Annotated in this window: 9 protein-coding genes; 1 reads left to right on the top strand and 8 read right to left on the bottom strand. The window is 69.6% G+C overall.

Annotated elements, in window-relative coordinates; genetic code table 11:
- Nucleotides 1–108 precede the first annotated feature (108 nt).
- The 4 genes from SAOR_RS16435 to SAOR_RS16420 all read right to left on the bottom strand — a co-directional run bounded on the left by SAOR_RS16435 (nucleotide 109) and on the right by SAOR_RS16420 (nucleotide 8730).
- Complete coding sequence (locus tag SAOR_RS16435) at nucleotides 109–3990, bottom strand: translocation/assembly module TamB domain-containing protein (RefSeq protein ID WP_123632369.1); 3882 nt, start codon at nucleotides 3988–3990, stop codon at nucleotides 109–111.
- Nucleotides 3987–5846, bottom strand: a complete 1860-nt coding sequence (locus SAOR_RS16430) for an autotransporter assembly complex protein TamA (protein ID WP_245965525.1) — start codon at nucleotides 5844–5846, stop codon at nucleotides 3987–3989. The genes SAOR_RS16435 and SAOR_RS16430 overlap by 4 nt, the downstream gene beginning before the upstream one ends.
- 149 nt (nucleotides 5847–5995) lie before the next feature.
- Nucleotides 5996–7951, bottom strand: coding sequence for a S9 family peptidase (locus tag SAOR_RS16425; protein ID WP_123632367.1), 1956 nt, complete (start codon nucleotides 7949–7951; stop codon nucleotides 5996–5998).
- On the bottom strand, nucleotides 7948–8730 hold the full coding sequence (locus SAOR_RS16420; RefSeq protein ID WP_123632366.1) for an NRDE family protein: 783 nt from the start codon (nucleotides 8728–8730) through the stop codon (nucleotides 7948–7950). The genes SAOR_RS16425 and SAOR_RS16420 overlap by 4 nt, the downstream gene beginning before the upstream one ends.
- Nucleotides 8731–8804: 74 nt before the next feature.
- On the opposite strand from SAOR_RS16420, the gene SAOR_RS16415 reads away from it, so the two are divergent.
- A complete protein-coding gene (locus tag SAOR_RS16415) occupies nucleotides 8805–10163 on the top strand; it encodes an NAD(P)/FAD-dependent oxidoreductase (protein ID WP_123632365.1) in 1359 nt (452 codons plus the stop codon).
- 3 nt (nucleotides 10164–10166) lie between these two features.
- On the opposite strand, the gene glnG is transcribed toward SAOR_RS16415, so the two are convergent.
- The 4 genes from glnG to glnA form a co-directional block, all read right to left on the bottom strand.
- Complete coding sequence (gene glnG / locus SAOR_RS16410) at nucleotides 10167–11654, bottom strand: nitrogen regulation protein NR(I) (RefSeq protein WP_425472132.1); 1488 nt, start codon at nucleotides 11652–11654, stop codon at nucleotides 10167–10169.
- Nucleotides 11644–12720 carry a nitrogen regulation protein NR(II) gene (gene glnL / locus SAOR_RS16405; RefSeq protein ID WP_123632363.1) on the bottom strand — a complete coding sequence of 359 codons (1077 nt, stop codon included), beginning with the start codon at nucleotides 12718–12720 and terminating at the stop codon, nucleotides 11644–11646. Before glnL ends, glnG begins: the two co-directional genes overlap by 11 nt.
- Nucleotides 12721–12804: 84 nt before the next feature.
- Nucleotides 12805–13494, bottom strand: a complete 690-nt coding sequence (locus SAOR_RS16400; protein ID WP_123632362.1) for a DUF4124 domain-containing protein — start codon at nucleotides 13492–13494, stop codon at nucleotides 12805–12807.
- A gap of 103 nt (nucleotides 13495–13597) precedes the next feature.
- Nucleotides 13598–15007 (bottom strand): glutamate--ammonia ligase, encoded by a 1410-nt coding sequence (gene glnA, locus SAOR_RS16395; RefSeq protein ID WP_123591993.1) that lies wholly within the window; start codon nucleotides 15005–15007, stop codon nucleotides 13598–13600.
- Nucleotides 15008–15173 lie beyond the last annotated feature (166 nt).

Here is a 15173-nt window from a genome sequence, read left to right as displayed (position 1 = left end):
CCCAGGGCCCGACCGTGTTGCACCGTGTCCGCCCGGTCCCGCGGCTGGGCGTGCGCGTAGCCGGCCGGCCCGACGCGCCCGCGAGTCGCCGTTGACACGGGCCGGGCTTCAGCGGTCGAACGAATAGATCAGGTCGCCGCCCGAGGCGATGCTGCTCGACTGGGTCTCCAGGCGCCAGCGCGAACTCAGGGTATAGCGCAGCGATACCGTCGACACCGGCTGGAACAGCCCGATGCCGTAGCTGACATAGAGATTGGGCGAGAGATACTTGCCGACCGTGAAGGCGGCCTGGTCGCTGCTCTGGCCCGCACCGCTGCCGATGCCGATCTCGTCCACGCCGAGCCGGTCGCCCACGCCCTTGAGCACGTTGTTGCCGCGGTCCATGCCGAGCGCGAGCGCGGCGCGCGCCACCAGGCTCGACTCCTGACCGGAAGCGCCGTCCAGCGGCCGCCCGAGCAGCAGCCACGACAGCTGCTCGGACTGACCCATGCCGGGCTCCGAGAACAGCGTCAGGCGCGGATCCGCGATGCTGCCGCGGACCTCCACGCCCACGGTAATGTCCTCCGCGGGATAGCGGGCGGCGCGGATGTCCAGTCCGGGCTGGCTCACCGGCCCGCCGGCGAACAGGATGCGGCCCTCCTGGATATCCAGATTCTGGCCGTAGGCCCGATAGGCGCCGTCGACGATGCGGATCTCGCCGGTACCGGTGGTGACATCGCCCGGCTCCTGCACCACCCGCAGGCTGCCCTCGAGGTTGGCCGTGAGCCCGAAGCCCTCGATGCGCACCGCGTCGCCGAGCACGACCTCGACATCGGCATGCACGGCGCGGGCGACCGCGCTGTCGCCGGCGGCTTCCTCGGTGACGATCACCTGGTCGCCGGAAACCGTGGTCACCCCGGACTCCGGCAGGTCGCGCGGGGTGATCGAGGCTTCCGGCACGGTCACGCTCCCGGTGACGTCGACGCGCTCCGGCGTGACCGCGATGTCGAGGTCCGGGCTGGCATAGGCGGTGGCGTCGGGGATGTTGACCACCTGGAACCGATCCCCGCGGATCGACAGGTTCACGTCCTGGCCGTCGTCGTTGAGCGCGATCGCACCGTCGGCGCTCAGCGTGCCGCCGCCGGACTCGGCGGCCGCGTCGATGTCGATGACGTCGCCGCGGCCGGTGGCGGCCAGGCGCACGCCGGTGAGCGTGAGCCCGGGCGAGACGAGCACGATGCGCGATGCCTCCAGCGCCAGATCGCCGCGGACATCGGGCCGGGCGATGCTGCCGTCGATGCCGAGATCGCCCGAGATGCCGCCCGCGAACTCGTCCACCTCCGGCGACAGCCGGGCGATGACGCCCAGATCCGGGATATCCAGTGTCACCCGCCCGGCCAGCGCGCGCTCGGTCAGCGGCGCCGAACCGGGCTCGACGCCGACGTCCGCGTTCAGGCCGCCGCTGCCAACCAGCGGCAGGTCGACGGCGGCGTCGAGCGCACTGTTGTCCAGGCGCAGGTCGATCGTGCCCGGGGCCAGGTCGATCACCTCGACCACGCTGTCGTCGGGCTGGGTCATGCGCACGGCGCCGCCGCTGGTGGTCAGCCGGGCGTCGATGTCGGGCTCGGCGCCGGCCGGCAGCGCGGCCTCGATACGGCCCGAGAGCGCGCCGTCCACGTCGAGCCCTTCCGGGAAGAAGGGCCGGGCGTACGCATAGGCGAGGTCGGCGAGCTCAATCTGCGCGCGGCTGCCCTGGCCGTCGTTGGCCCCGCTCAGGCACAGCCGCGCCTCGCCCGAGGTCAGACAGGCGTCCTCGATCGACTGGGCATCGGCCGAGACGCGCCCCGAGGCGGAGCCGGCCAGGGTCCACGGCGCCAGCTCGCCATAGGCGGCCTGCAGCCGCTGCAGGGTGTAGCGCCAGTCCATGCTCGCCTTGTCCAGGCTGCCGTCGAGGCCGATGTCGGCACGGGCGATGTCGCTGTCGAGCTCGGCGGTGAGCGCGTGCTCGGCGGGCGTCCCGTCCAGGATGAGCGCGACCCGGTCGATGGCCTGGCCGCCCGCATCGACGCCGGTGACGTCCAGTGCCACCTCGGAGGCGCTGCGGCCGGACCAGTCCACGCGCGCGTCCAGCGAGGCCCGGGCCACGCGATTCTCGCCGAAGACGATATCGTCGGCGTCGAGCGTGGCCTCGACGCTGGGCGCCTGCACGCGGCCGGTGACCCGGCCGCTGCTCTTGATACGGCCCGCCAGCGTCGGCCAGGCCGTGGACAGATCGCTGGAGTCGATCGACCAGCGCCCGTCGAGGGCGGCCTCGGGGGTCCAGCCGAAGCGGCCGCTGATCTCTGCCGTCGTGGCGCCGGACACCAGGCGGAAGCGCTCGACCTGCACGTGATCGCCCAGATACCGGGCCCGGGCGTCCAGCTCCAACGGCTGGCCGCGCAGCCGCCCGTCCGCGGTCAGGCGATCGATGTCGGCGGTCAGACGGTCGCCCTCCTGGCGTGCGCGCACGTCGGCCACGAGGTCGAAGTCGCCGGGCACATCGGCGACGATCGCACCGGGATTGATGCCCTTGCCTTCCAGATGCGCGCTGACGTCCAGCGCCGGCGCCCAGCGCACGCTGGCGTTGCCGCCGATCTCCCCCGGGCCGCCGCTGACGTCGAGGGTCTCGAGTTCGAAGGCCTCCATGCTCCCGGTGCCGTTGAGCGCGAGCCGACCCTCGGTCTGGCCGATCACCTGCCAGGCCAGTTCGGTGTCCAGGGCGTAGTCGGTCAGCTCGCCGGTGAGCGTCACGCGCCCCTGTTCGGAACGATAGGCCGGCGCCCCGGCCAGCGGCCACTGCAATTGGCTCCAGTCCAGGGTCACGTCCATGGCGTTGCCCTCGGACAGGGCGATTCGCCCCTCGGCGCCAAGCTCGCCGGGCATGTCCGGACTGGTCAGCCGCAGGCGGTCGATGTGCACCGCCTCCGGGGTGTACTCAAGCGCCGTCGACAGGTTGGCGCGGCCGTAGTCGGCGCTGTCGACGGCCGCGTCGAGGTTCACCGCCAGCGCGTCGATCGGGCCCTTAGCGGTGACGGTGGCGTCCGCGCCGATCTCGGGCAGGTCCTCGCGGATGGCACGCGTACGCACGTCCTGCAGCATGAGCCGGGCGTCGACGGCGGGCGCGCTCAGTGCATCGGCCAGATGGGCGGTCAGGTCCAGGTTGTAGGGGGCGGCCACCGCGGCGTCGAGATCGAGGTCGGCGAGCTCGCCCTCCAGGCGGGCCTCGGCCTCGATCGGCGCCAGGTCGGGCAGCCGCAGCGTGGCGTCGAGATCCAGATTGGTGGCATAACCGCCGCGCGGAGTGAGCCGGGCGCCGGCCTCCAGATCGAACATCGGCCCGGTGCCGGTCAGCGACTCGATGCGCCAGTCGGTCTCGTCCAGCCGGGCGTTGACCAGCCGCGCCCGATCGAGCACGAACGGCTCGGCCTCGGGCGCCGTGGTCGCCGAGACGTCGTCGAGGGCGACGCGGTCGATCTGGACCACCACGGGCAGGTCGATGGCCTCGGGCAGGGAGAAAGGCTCCTCGGAGGACTCGGGCTGCGGTTCCTCGGCGGCGACCCCGGTCGCTTTGTAATCCACGCCGCGCACGGCGAGATTCTTCAGATGCACGGTGCGCGAGAGCAGTTCCGCCGCGGTCCAGTCCAGGTCCACCGCATCGACGGACAGGTCCATGGTCTCGGTCTCGACCGACACGCCGCGCACCTCGAGCGGCCCGATCAGGCGTCCGGACACGCTCGCCACCTCGATGCCCTCGGGCAGGCGCGGGCCGATCTGGCCCCAGGCGAAATCCAGCCCGGAGCGGGTCCCGGCGACCCAGGCCACGAGGCCGGCCAGGACCACGATGAGCAGCAGCAGCACCAGCAGCGTCCACTTCAGGACCCGCCACAGCCGGCGCCCGCGCCGTCGCCGCTTCTTCGGCTCGGGCGCGGCGGGCTTGCCGTCCGCCGGCCGGTTGTCGCCCGTCGCACTCACAGGTCGGGGCCGAGGCTGAAGTGGATGCGGAAGTCGCTGTCCTCGTCGTCCAGCGGATGCGCCAGATCCAGCCGGATCATGCCCACCGGCGAGACCCAGCGGAAGCCGATGCCCACGCCGCGCTTGAAGTCGAAGCTGGTCGTATTGGCGGCATCGCCCATGTCGAAGAAGGCGGCCACGCCGTAATCCTTGTAGACGCGGTAGTCGGCCTCGATGCTGCCGACCGCGAGATAGCGCCCGCCGATGTTCTCGCCGTCGCCGTTCTCCGGGCTGATCTGCTGGTAGCCGTAGCCGCGCACGTTGCGGTCGCCGCCGGCGAAGAAACGCTGCGAGGGCGGCAGGCGGGCGAAGTCGTCGACCTCGGTGGCCCCGAGTTCGGTGCGCAGCAGCAGCCGCGAACGCGAGGTCAGCGGCAGCACCGCGTTGCCCGTGAACTTGGCCTGGACGAAATCCACGCTCGACAGCAGCGCCTCGCTGGCGCCGTGCACGTCCAGTGAGGCGCTCACGCCCTTGCGGGTGTTGAGCAGATCGTCGGCTTTTTGCAGCGTCAGCGTGTAGCCGGGATAGAGCAGGGTCGCATTGCGGTCGCCGGCGCCGTCGCCCAGATCGTAGCTCTCACGCTCGAGATTGATGTAGGCGCGCTTGCGCCCCAGTGACCAGCCGGTATCGCGGACCGCGCCGATGCCGTAGTTGATCGAGGTGATGTCGCCGAACTCCTGATTCGAGACGTTGGCTATGAAGCTGAGCCGGTCCTCGGCCACGTCCTCGATCGGAATGTCGTAGGCCGCCTGCAGGGTCTGCTCGACGGCCGACAGTCGCAGATCGCTGCGGAACTGGTGGCCGCGCCTGTTCAGGTGCCGAAAACGCACGCCGAAACCGACGCGCGGCCCGGTGTCGGTGCCGTAGCCGCCGGATATCGTGTAGCTCTGCGGCTTGCTCGGCGAGGCCTCGACGTTGACCGGCACTCGCAGCTGACCGATGGACATGAGCGGATCCTGGGGCGGATACAGCAGGTCGTAGAACCAGTTCTGCACCGGCGCGGCGCGCTCGGCGGCGTTGCGATCGGCCTGGATCTCGAGCTTGTCGAAGTAGTCGGTGTCCGACAGGATCAGCTGGGTGTCGATCAGCCGTTCGGCGTTGAACGGGTCCCCGGGCTGGATCGGCACGAAGCGGTCGGCGAAGTCGTCGTCGAGAATGTCCTGCTCGATATGGACATCGCCGAAGTAGTAGCGCTCACCGGTGTACAGGACGAGGTCGATTTCGGCCGTGTTGTCCTCAGGATTCACCCGGATCGCGGCCTCCGGAAAACGGGCGTCGAGATACCCGGCATCGTAGGCGGCGTTGTAGAGCGCCGACTTGGTGGCCGAATAATCGGCGTGAATCAAACGTTCGCCTTCGGCCAGCCGGGTGTTCGCCAGCGCCTCGCGCACATCCGGAAACTCGTCGCCCGGCCCGCGCACCCCCAGGTTGAGCCGCGTCACCTTCGTCGGTGGTCCGTGCTCGATGTCGAACGCCGCCTGCCAGGCGCCGGTCTCGCCCTCGGCCTCGGTCAGCGTGTTGTCGATCTCGGGGTTGTAATAGCCGTACGGCGCGAGCGCGTTTCGGATCTCGTTGGGCGCAAGCCGGTAGAGGCGCTCGATCTGGCGCTCCGACCAGGGTTCCTCGTGCGCGGCGGCGACCGACAGCGACTTGCGCACATTGGCCCGCAGCGGATCGTCCAGACCCTCGATGCGCACGTTCACGGTATCCGCGAACGCGGGCGCGATGAGCACGACGCCGAGTCCGGCGCCCGCCGCGATGCCCAGCCACAGCGAGGCGTGGCGCAGGCGCCGGCCCGTGCGGCACGGCTTCAGCATATCCACCGCGCGCAATCGGTTTGTGTCATCGCCAACCCCGTCAAAAACGATCCGCCCTGGTGAACCGGCCCGACGCGCCGGGCTCGCGCGAGGCGTTCCAGCTTAGCCGACGCGCGGGCCGCGACCCAAAACATGTGCCGGACATGTGTTTACGTGCGAGGGCCGGTCGCCGATGCCCCGAGGTCGTCGACGTTCGCGATCGTGAGCTCGATCGGAGGCTCGGCGGCGGGTATGGCGAGCACGCGACTGTAGAAGCTGCGCTCGGCCTCGATCGCGTGGACGATGTTGTCGGCGTCGCGGAAGCCGTGGCGCTCTTCCGGGAAGGTCACGTGGGCGACCGGCACGCCGCGATCGGCCAGCGCCCGGGCCATGGTCTCGGCCTGATCCGGCGGCACCACCCGGTCCCTGAGCCCCTGAAGGAACAGCACCGGACAGCTCAGGCGGTCGGCATGCGCCAGCGGCGAGCGCGCGACCAGCAGGGATTCCTCCTCGCCGATCAGGCGCTTGAGATAGCGGGACTCGAACTTGTGCGTCGAGGCCATCAGACGTGTCAGATCGCCGATGCCGTAATAGCTGGCCCCGGCGGCGGCGATGTCAGTGAAGGTGAGCACGCAGAGGACCGTGTAGCCGCCCGCGCTGCTGCCCGATATCAGCACACGATCGGCGTCGATGGCGTCACGTTCGGCCAGATAACGCGCGCCGTGCACGCAGTCCTCGACGTCGGCGATGCCCCAGGCGCCGCCCAGTTTGCCGCGGTAGGCGCGGCCATAGCCGGTACTGCCGCGATAGTTGACGTCCAGCAGGGCGTAGCCGCGCGACGTCCAGTACTGGATGCGCGCATCCAGCGCCGTACTGGTCGCCCCGGTCGGCCCGCCGTGACACTTGAGAATGAGCGGCGGCCGCTCGTCCGCCGGACCGACGCTGTCCGCGCTGGCCGGGGGATAGAACAGGCCGTGGGCGACGTCGCCATCGGCGGTGGGCCAGGTCACGGCCTCGGGCCGGGAGAGTACGGCGGTGTCCGGCAGGCCGTCGCCGGCACGCAGGACCTCGGGGGTGCCGTCGGCCGCGAAGGCGAGGATCTGCTTCGGCATGGCCGCGTTCGCCGCGACCGCGACCGGCCGCTCGCCGAGCACGTGCAGATGCTCGAAGAAATCGGCGACCGTGGGCAGCGGGGTGAACGCGCCGCTGACCGTGTCCACGCGGCCGAGCTGCCAGATGCCGTCCCGCGTGGCCAGGGCGTAGAGCGTGCCGTCGTCGGCGAAGGCACAGGTGCTCTGGCCGAACACCCACTGCGGCTGGCCGAACTCCGCGCGCTCGCGGGTGAGGGCTTCGAAGCCGGTCGCGGTCTCGCGGTGGATGTTCCACCAGTCGTCGGCGTCGCAGACGATGTAGAGCCGGCCGGCGGGGTCGAACAGCGGCCCGAACAGCGAGGCGTCCGCGGGCGCCCACAGACAGCGGGGCGCGCCGATACCGCCGTCGGCGGCCAGTTCGGCCTGCCACAGTTCGGTCGCGTCCCAGGGCATGTCCGGGTGACTCCAGGCCAGCCAGACGAGACGCGAGCCGTCGGGCGACAGCCGCGGGCTGGCGTAGAAGTCGTGGCCCTCGGCGATCACCGTGCGCTCGCCCTCGAGCGTGATCGCCTCGATCGTGGCCCTGGGCTCGGTCTCGCCGCGCGGGGTCTCGACCACCGCGATCAGCCGGCCCCGGACGGCGTCGTACTGCAGGTCGGCGTGGTTCACGCCGGCGGCGGGGTCGGTCACCGCGCGGAGCGCGCCCGTCGTATCGCGCTGTCGGATCGCCTGATCCGCTGCATCGACGAACCAGACCACGCCGGCGTGCACGGTGAACGCGCCGCCCCCGTATTCGTGCACCGCACTGCGCGCGCCCGTGGGCGCGGCGAGCAGCGATTCGACCCCGCCGTCCGCCGTCCGGCGCATGATGGTGTTGCGGCCGGCTTCCGCCGGTCGGCTTTCCAGCCAGTAGAGGCCTTCGCCCGCCGGGGCGGCCGGATCGACCGCCAGATCGGTGAAGCGACGGCCGGCGGCGGCCACGTGCGCGGCCCGTATCGGCGACGGCCAGCTGCCGTAGGCGCGGATCTCGCTCATGTCGGTGTCTCCCGGGTCATCGTCCAGTGTTCGTCGACGCGGTCGGTGACCGTGCCCGTGGCGTCGAAGCTGCGTTCGTGAAACTCGATCCGGTCGTCAACGCACCGGCGGATCACCGTCGAGGCCCGCGTGCCGTAGGCGGCACCGGCGATGAACAACGGCGAGAGAAAGCGTTCGCGCTCGGTCCCGATGCCGGTATCCGGCAGGGCGGCATCCGGGGCGCCGTCGGTGTCGGCGAGCAGCTCGAACAGCGTCGGCGGCTCGACGTCGTCCGCGGCAACGCACTCGCCGAGCTGCGACTGCGCGCGTTCGGTCTTCGGCCAGTGATCGCCCCAGTGGCCGTTGGAGATCGCATGGATCCCGGGCCGCAGCGGCCGGTGGCGCACCGGGCCGCGGTTGGAGACGAACCACAACGCATCGCGGTCACCGACCAGCAGATTGAAGGGCCCGAACGCCGCGCCCTCGGCGTGGATGTGCCGCGCCCAGACGGCCGCCCCCGCGGTCTGCTCGAAGTAGCCGCGCACGAGCAGGCCGCGGGAACGGGCGTCGGCCGCCGCCGGGGTGCTGCCGCGGACGTTGGTCACGGCCGCGAAACGTCCCCGCCGGTCGACGCCGCACCAGCTGCCGCCGCCGCGCTCGTCCAGCCCGGCGAACAGGCCGCGGGGATGCCGCCACCACGTCGCCGACCGTGTGGGCCGGGCGTGGAACTCGTCGCGGTTGGCCGCCACCAGCAGCGGCCAGCGCGGGTGACGCTGCCAGGCGAAGGCGATCAGGCACATGCCGGGCCCCGTCGCGGCGCGGGGACGCGCCGCTTTCTTGCTAAGCTCAGCGGTGCTGCTTCACGGGGGAAAGCATGACTGAAACCAGCCATAACAATAACGAACGCCACCGCGTGGTCATCGTCGGTGGCGGCTTCGGCGGCCTGTTCGCCGCCCGCAAGCTCGGCGCCACCGGCTTCGACGTGACCCTGCTCGACAAGCGCAACTTCCATACCTTCCAGCCTCTGCTCTACCAGGTCGCCGCCGGCATGCTGACCACCGGCGACGTCTGTACGCCGCACCGCGTGACGCTGCGGCGCAAGAAGAACGTGCGCACGCTCATGAGCACCGTCTACGACATCGACCCGGCGCGCCGGACGATCCGTCACGAGGCGGGTACGCTCACCTACGACACGCTGATCGTGGCCACCGGCGTCAAGCACGCCTATTTCGGCAACGACCAGTGGGCCGCCGACGCCCCGGGCCTGAAGACGGTGGAACACGCGCTGCGCATGCGCCGCCGGATCTTCCATGCCTTCGAGACCGCCGAGCTTACCAGCGACAGGGACGAACGCGCGCCCTGGCTGAACTTCGTCATCGTCGGCGCCGGACCCACCGGGGTGGAGCTGGCCGGTGCGATCGCCGAACTCGCTCATCGCACCATGGTCGACGACTTCCGTGCCATCGACCCGCAGTCGGCCCGCATCATGCTGGTGGAGGGCGCGAGCCGCGTGCTGCCGGTCTATCCGGAGAAACTCTCGCGCAAGGCCGAGGCGATGCTCGCCGAACTCGGCGTCGAGATCGTGACCGACACCCTGGTCTCCGACATCGACGGCGACGGGGTGGTCATGAAAGGGCCGGACGGCGAGCGGCGTGTGGCCTCGCACACGGTGCTCTGGGCCGCCGGTGTGCGCGCCTCGGTCTTCGGCGAGATCCTGGCCGAGCGCACCGGCACGCGCCCGGAGCGCGGCGGCCGGCTGCGTGTGGCCCCCGATCTGTCACTGCCCGGCTATCCGGAGATCTTCGTCATCGGCGACCTAGCCGCGGCCACCGATCGCCGCGGTCGGGCCGTGCCGGGGCTGGCGCCGGCCGCGATCCAGCAGGGCGAATACGTCGCCCGTCTGCTCAAGCGCCGGGCCGCCGGCAAGCCGGTGCGCGATTTCGCCTTCCGGGACCAGGGCAGCATGGCCGTGATCGGCCGCAACCGTGCGGTGGGCAATCTACCGTGGATGACCGTGTCCGGTTTCTCGGCCTGGCTGCTCTGGGTGCTCGTCCACATCTACGCGCTGATCGGCAGCGAGCGCCGGCTTCGGGTGATGCTGCAGTGGGTGTGGAAATACTTCACCCGCCGCACCGGCGACCGCCTGATCACCGGCCGACCGCCGAACACGCGGCGTCTGCACGACCGCGATGCGGGTGAAACCGGCACGAATCCGCCCGATCGCGGCGGCTAGACGCTAGCCCGCCTCGGCGTCCATGCCGAGCTCCTTGATCTTGCGGGTCAGGGTATTGCGCCCCCAGCCGAGCAGGCGAGCGGCTTCCTGGCGATGGCCGTCGGTGCGCGCGAGCGCGGTCCGGATCATGACCCGCTCCAGGCTCGGGATCGCCTCGTCGAGCAGATGATCCGCACCCTCGGCCAGCCGGTGCTCGGCCCAGTGGGCGAGCTGCTCGTCCCAGCCGCCGGTCGTGGTCACGCCCGCCGCGGGCGTCGCAGTCGGGGGCGGCGGCGTCGCGGTCTCCCCCGGCCCCGGGACCGCCGCGGGGCCCTCGGTCGTGTCGACGTGGCCGCGCAGCTCGTGTGGCAGATCCTCGGGCACGACCTCGCGGCCGGGCGCCATCACCGTGAGCCAGCGACAGAGGTTCTCCAGCTGGCGGACGTTGCCGGCCCAGTCCAGCGTGGACAGATGATCCCGGGCCGCGGCGCTGAGCGTCTTGGACTCCATCTGCAGTTCGGTGGCCGCGCGGCCGAGAAAGAAGTCGAGCAGCAGCGGGATGTCCTCGCGGCGCTCGCGCAGCGGCGGCACCCGCAGGCGGATGACGTTGAGGCGGTGGAACAGATCCTCGCGGAAACGGCCTTTCTTCACTTCCGCTTCGAGATCCCGGTTGGTCGCGGCGATGATGCGCACGTCCACCGACACCGGGCTGTGGCCGCCGACACGGTAGAACTGGCCGTCCTGGAGCACGCGCAGCAGGCGCGTCTGCAGGTCGGCCGGCATCTCGCCGATCTCGTCGAGAAACAGCGAGCCGCCATGGGCCTGTTCGAAGCGGCCGCGGCGCTGGGCGACGGCACCCGTGAAGGCCCCCTTTTCATGACCGAAGAACTCGGATTCCATCAGATCCTTGGGGATCGCGGCGGTGTTGACCGCGATGAACGGATGCGCCCCTCGCGGGCTGTGCTCGTGCAGGGCGTGTGCGACCAGCTCCTTGCCGGTACCGGACTCGCCGGTGATCAGCACCGTGATGTGGGAGGCCGACAACCGGCCGATGGCGCGAAAGACCTCCTGCATCGCCGGCGCCTCGCCGATGATGATCGATTCCGCCGCCGCCGAGCGCTGGGCGGCCTCGCCGGATTCACCGCTGATATGGGCGGCCCGGGTGACCAATTCCACCGCTTCGTCGAGGTCGAACGGCTTGGGCAAATACTCGAAGGCGCCGCCGCGATAGGCCGAGACCGCGCTGTCCAGATCCGAATGCGCGGTCATGATGATGATCGGCAGATCCGGGCGGATCTCGTTGACCCGGTCGAGCAGATCCAGTCCGGAGATGCCCGGCATGCGGATATCGGTAAGCAGCACGTCGGGCGCGCTGTCGTCGATGGCGTCGAGCAGCTCGGCGCCGCCGGGAAAACTGGTGACCTCGATGCCGGCACTCTTCAACGCGCGCTCGAGGACCCAGCGGATCGACTCGTCGTCGTCCACGATCCAGGCCTTCAGATCACTCATCAATCGCCTCCAAAGGCAGAAATACGCTGAACACGGTCTGGCCCGGGCGGCTTTCGCACTCGATCAGGCCCTGGTGCAGATGCACCAGATACTGCGCGATCGGCAGGCCCATGCCCGTGCCCTCGGCCCGCGAGCTGACCATCGGATGGAAGATGCGCGGCAGCAGGTCGGCGGGGATGCCCGGCCCGTTGTCGATGACGTCCACCCGGAGCACCAGCCGATGCTGCACGCCGCCGATGGTGAACAGGCGCTGGGTCCGGGTACGCAGCATGATTTCGCCGGAGCCGTCGAGCGCGGTCACGGCGTTGCCGACCACGTTGAAGAACGTCTGGATGAGCTGCTCGCGGTCGGCCTCGATCTCGGGAATGCTCGGATCGTAGTCGCGCACCAGGGCGACGTCGGCGCTCAGGTCGGCACCGACCAGCGCGCGCACGTGTTCCAGCGGCTCGTGGATGTTGATCGCCTGCTTGTTCGGCGGCCGGCGCGGCCCGAGCAGACCGTCGACCAGGTTCTGCAGCCGATCGGCCTCGCGGATGATGACGGCGGTGAACTCCTTGAGCTCGTCATCGCCGATCTCGCGCTCGAGCAGCTGGGCCGCGCCCCGCAGCCCACCGAGCGGATTCTTGATCTCGTGGGCCAGCCCCCGGATCATCTCGCGGTTGGCCAGATTCTGGATGCGCATCTGATCGTCGCGGGAGATCCGCAGCTGGCGATCCAGCGACAGGAATTCCAGCAGCAGGGCCGCTTCGCCGTTGCGGTCGGTGAAGGGCGTGACTGTGCAGTCCACGGTCAGCGGTTCGCCACCGCCGGCGCGCAGATGCAGCTCCCGCTCGGTGAAGGCCGCGCCTTCGGCCAGTGCGCTGGCGAGCTTTTCGCGGTGATCCGCGAGGTAGGGCAGCGCCTTGTCGAACGGTTCGCGCCCGCAGTGGCGCGCCGAGACCCCGAACAGCATCTCGCTGGCGGTGTTGAGGTAGGTGACGCGCATGCGGTGGTCCAGACACACCACCGCCGTCTTGAGATTGTCGAGGATGGTGTCGGGGCGGATACCGGTACTGTCGCGAGGTGTCATGGCCACTGCAGAAGCAAGACTCGGGCCAGTATGTGCGGCCTACAACATACGCCGGTGCCGGCCGCGCCGCAGCCGGGGTACGCGCTACCTCGGCGCCGACGGCGCACCGCCGCTGCCCGGCGTGAATCGCGGTGCGGCCGGCGCGCCGTCGGCGTTACCCGCCGGCGGCGCGGTCGCAACCCCGTCGAGATTCTCGCCGCGGTCGTCACCGCCCCCGTTCTGCGAGTCCGGATTGAGCGGCGATATCGCGGCGGGCGGTTGGACATAGAAGGTCACCGGCTCGGTTCGACGCAGTTCCCGACCCTCGTAGAGCAGTGCGGCGCTGAGCGTGTGCGTGCCGCGGGCGACGTTGGCCAGTTCCAGGCGGGTCTCGTCGGTGGGCGACTCCGGGATCGGGCTGCCGTCCAGATAATAGGTGATCTGTTCGCCGTCGCGCAGATCGGCTCCGCCGCCGATGGTCAGCGCTATCGGCACGACGCCGCGAGCGTTACGGAAGGTCCGCCCGGCCTCGGGCCGAACCAGCTCGGGCCGGCGTGAATCGGGGGGCTCGCCCCGGGCTCGGCCGGCCTGGAACTCGTCCTGCAGCCGCTGCAGCGCGTCGGGATCGCCCTCGACATTCTGGATGCCCGGCAGGTCGGCGCGCTCGGCTCGACTGCTGTCCGGGGTATCGCTGTAATGGCGCACGCCGTCGGCGCCGACCCAGGTGTAGATGTCGGCGTGGGCGGCGCCCGTGGCGCACAGGACAGCGACGACGACGGTGGCGAGCATCCTCATGCGATGAATCTAGCGCAGCGACCGAACATAAAAAAGGGCGCGCCCGACAACGGACGCGCCCCGCCGATCGGGGCCGGCGACGCCGGCTCCGATCTCCCCTGAATCAGCAGGAGTAGTACATCTCGAACTCGGCCGGATGCGTGCTCATCTTGAGACGCAGCACTTCCTCCATCTTGAGCTCGATGTAGCCGTCGATGAGATCGTCCGTGAACACGTCGCCCTTCTTGAGGAAGTCGCGGTCGTCGGACAGCGCCTTGAGCGCCTCCTCCAGCGACTGGGCCACCGTCGGGATGGCCTTTTCCTCTTCCGGCGGCAGATCGTAGAGATCCTTGTCCATGGCCTCGCCGGGATGGATCTTGTTCTGGATGCCGTCGAGACCGGCCATCATCATCGCGGTGAAGGCGAGATACGGGTTCGCGGTCGGATCCGGAAAGCGGACCTCGATGCGACGCGCCTTCGGGCTGGAGACCCACGGGATGCGGATCGAGGCCGAGCGGTTGCGGGCGGAATAGGCCAGCAGCACCGGGGCCTCGAAGCCCTTGACCAGGCGCTTGTAGCTGTTGGTCGAGGCATTGGCGAAGGCATTGATCGCCTTGGCGTGCTTGATGATGCCGCCGATGTAGAACAGGGCTTCCTCGGACAGGCCGCCGTACTCCTCGCCGGAGAAGATGTTCTTGCCGTCCTTGGACAGCGACTGGTGCACGTGCATGCCGGTGCCATTGTCGCCGACCAGGGGCTTGGGCATGAAGGTCGCGGTCTTGCCGAAGCTGTGGGCGACGTTGGCCACGCAGTACTTGTAGACGAGCAGCTCATCGGCCTTCTTCACCAGCGTGTTGAACAGCATGCCGATCTCGCCCTGACCGGCGGTGCCCACTTCGTGGTGGTGCACTTCGATAGTCAGACCCATCTCTTCCATGGCCAGGCACATGGCCGAGCGCACGTCCTGGTGGGAGTCGACGGGCGGCACGGGGACATAGCCGCCCTTGATCCCGGGCCGATGGCCCATGTTGCCTTCCGGATAGGCCTTGTTGCTGCTCCACCAGGCCTCTTCGGAATCGATCGAGAAGCCGGCACCCTTCATCTCGTTGTGCCAGGACACGGAGTCGAACACGAAGAACTCGGCCTCCGGCCCGAACAGGGCGGTGTCGGCGATGCCGGTGGAGGCGAGATAGGCCTCGGCACGCTTGGCGACGGTACGCGGGTCGCGCTCGTAGCCCATCATGGTGTTCGGCTCGAGGACGTCACAGCGGATGATGACCGTGGGCTCCTCGAAGAACGGATCCAGCACCGCGGTGCTGTCGTCCGGCATCATCACCATGTCGGAATCGTTGATGCCCTTCCAGCCGTCGATGGACGAGCCGTCGAACATCTTGCCTTCTTCCATGAACTCTTCGTCGACGACATGCGCCGGCATGGTCATGTGCTGTTCCTTGCCGCGCGTGTCACAGAAGCGGAAGTCCACGAACTTGGCTTCGCTTTCCTTGATGAGTTTGAGCGCTTCGCTACTCGACATGATGACTCCTTGTGTGTGGACTCGGCTGCCGTGTCGGCGGCAGTGTCGCGAGGACAACCACTATAAACGCAGTTTCCATGCCACGTCACGGACGCGCTTCATCGGGGCACAGGGGCGGCGAACGCCACATTATCGCGCACATAATGCACGAAAACGATGCTTTCGA

Origin of the sequence: Salinisphaera orenii subsp. orenii MK-B5 (assembly GCF_003788635.1) — a bacterium.
Taxonomy (GTDB): Bacteria; Pseudomonadota; Gammaproteobacteria; order Nevskiales; family Salinisphaeraceae; genus Salinisphaera; species Salinisphaera orenii.
Note: the sequence above shows the minus strand (reverse complement) of the source record. Positions and strands in the feature narration are given on the sequence as shown.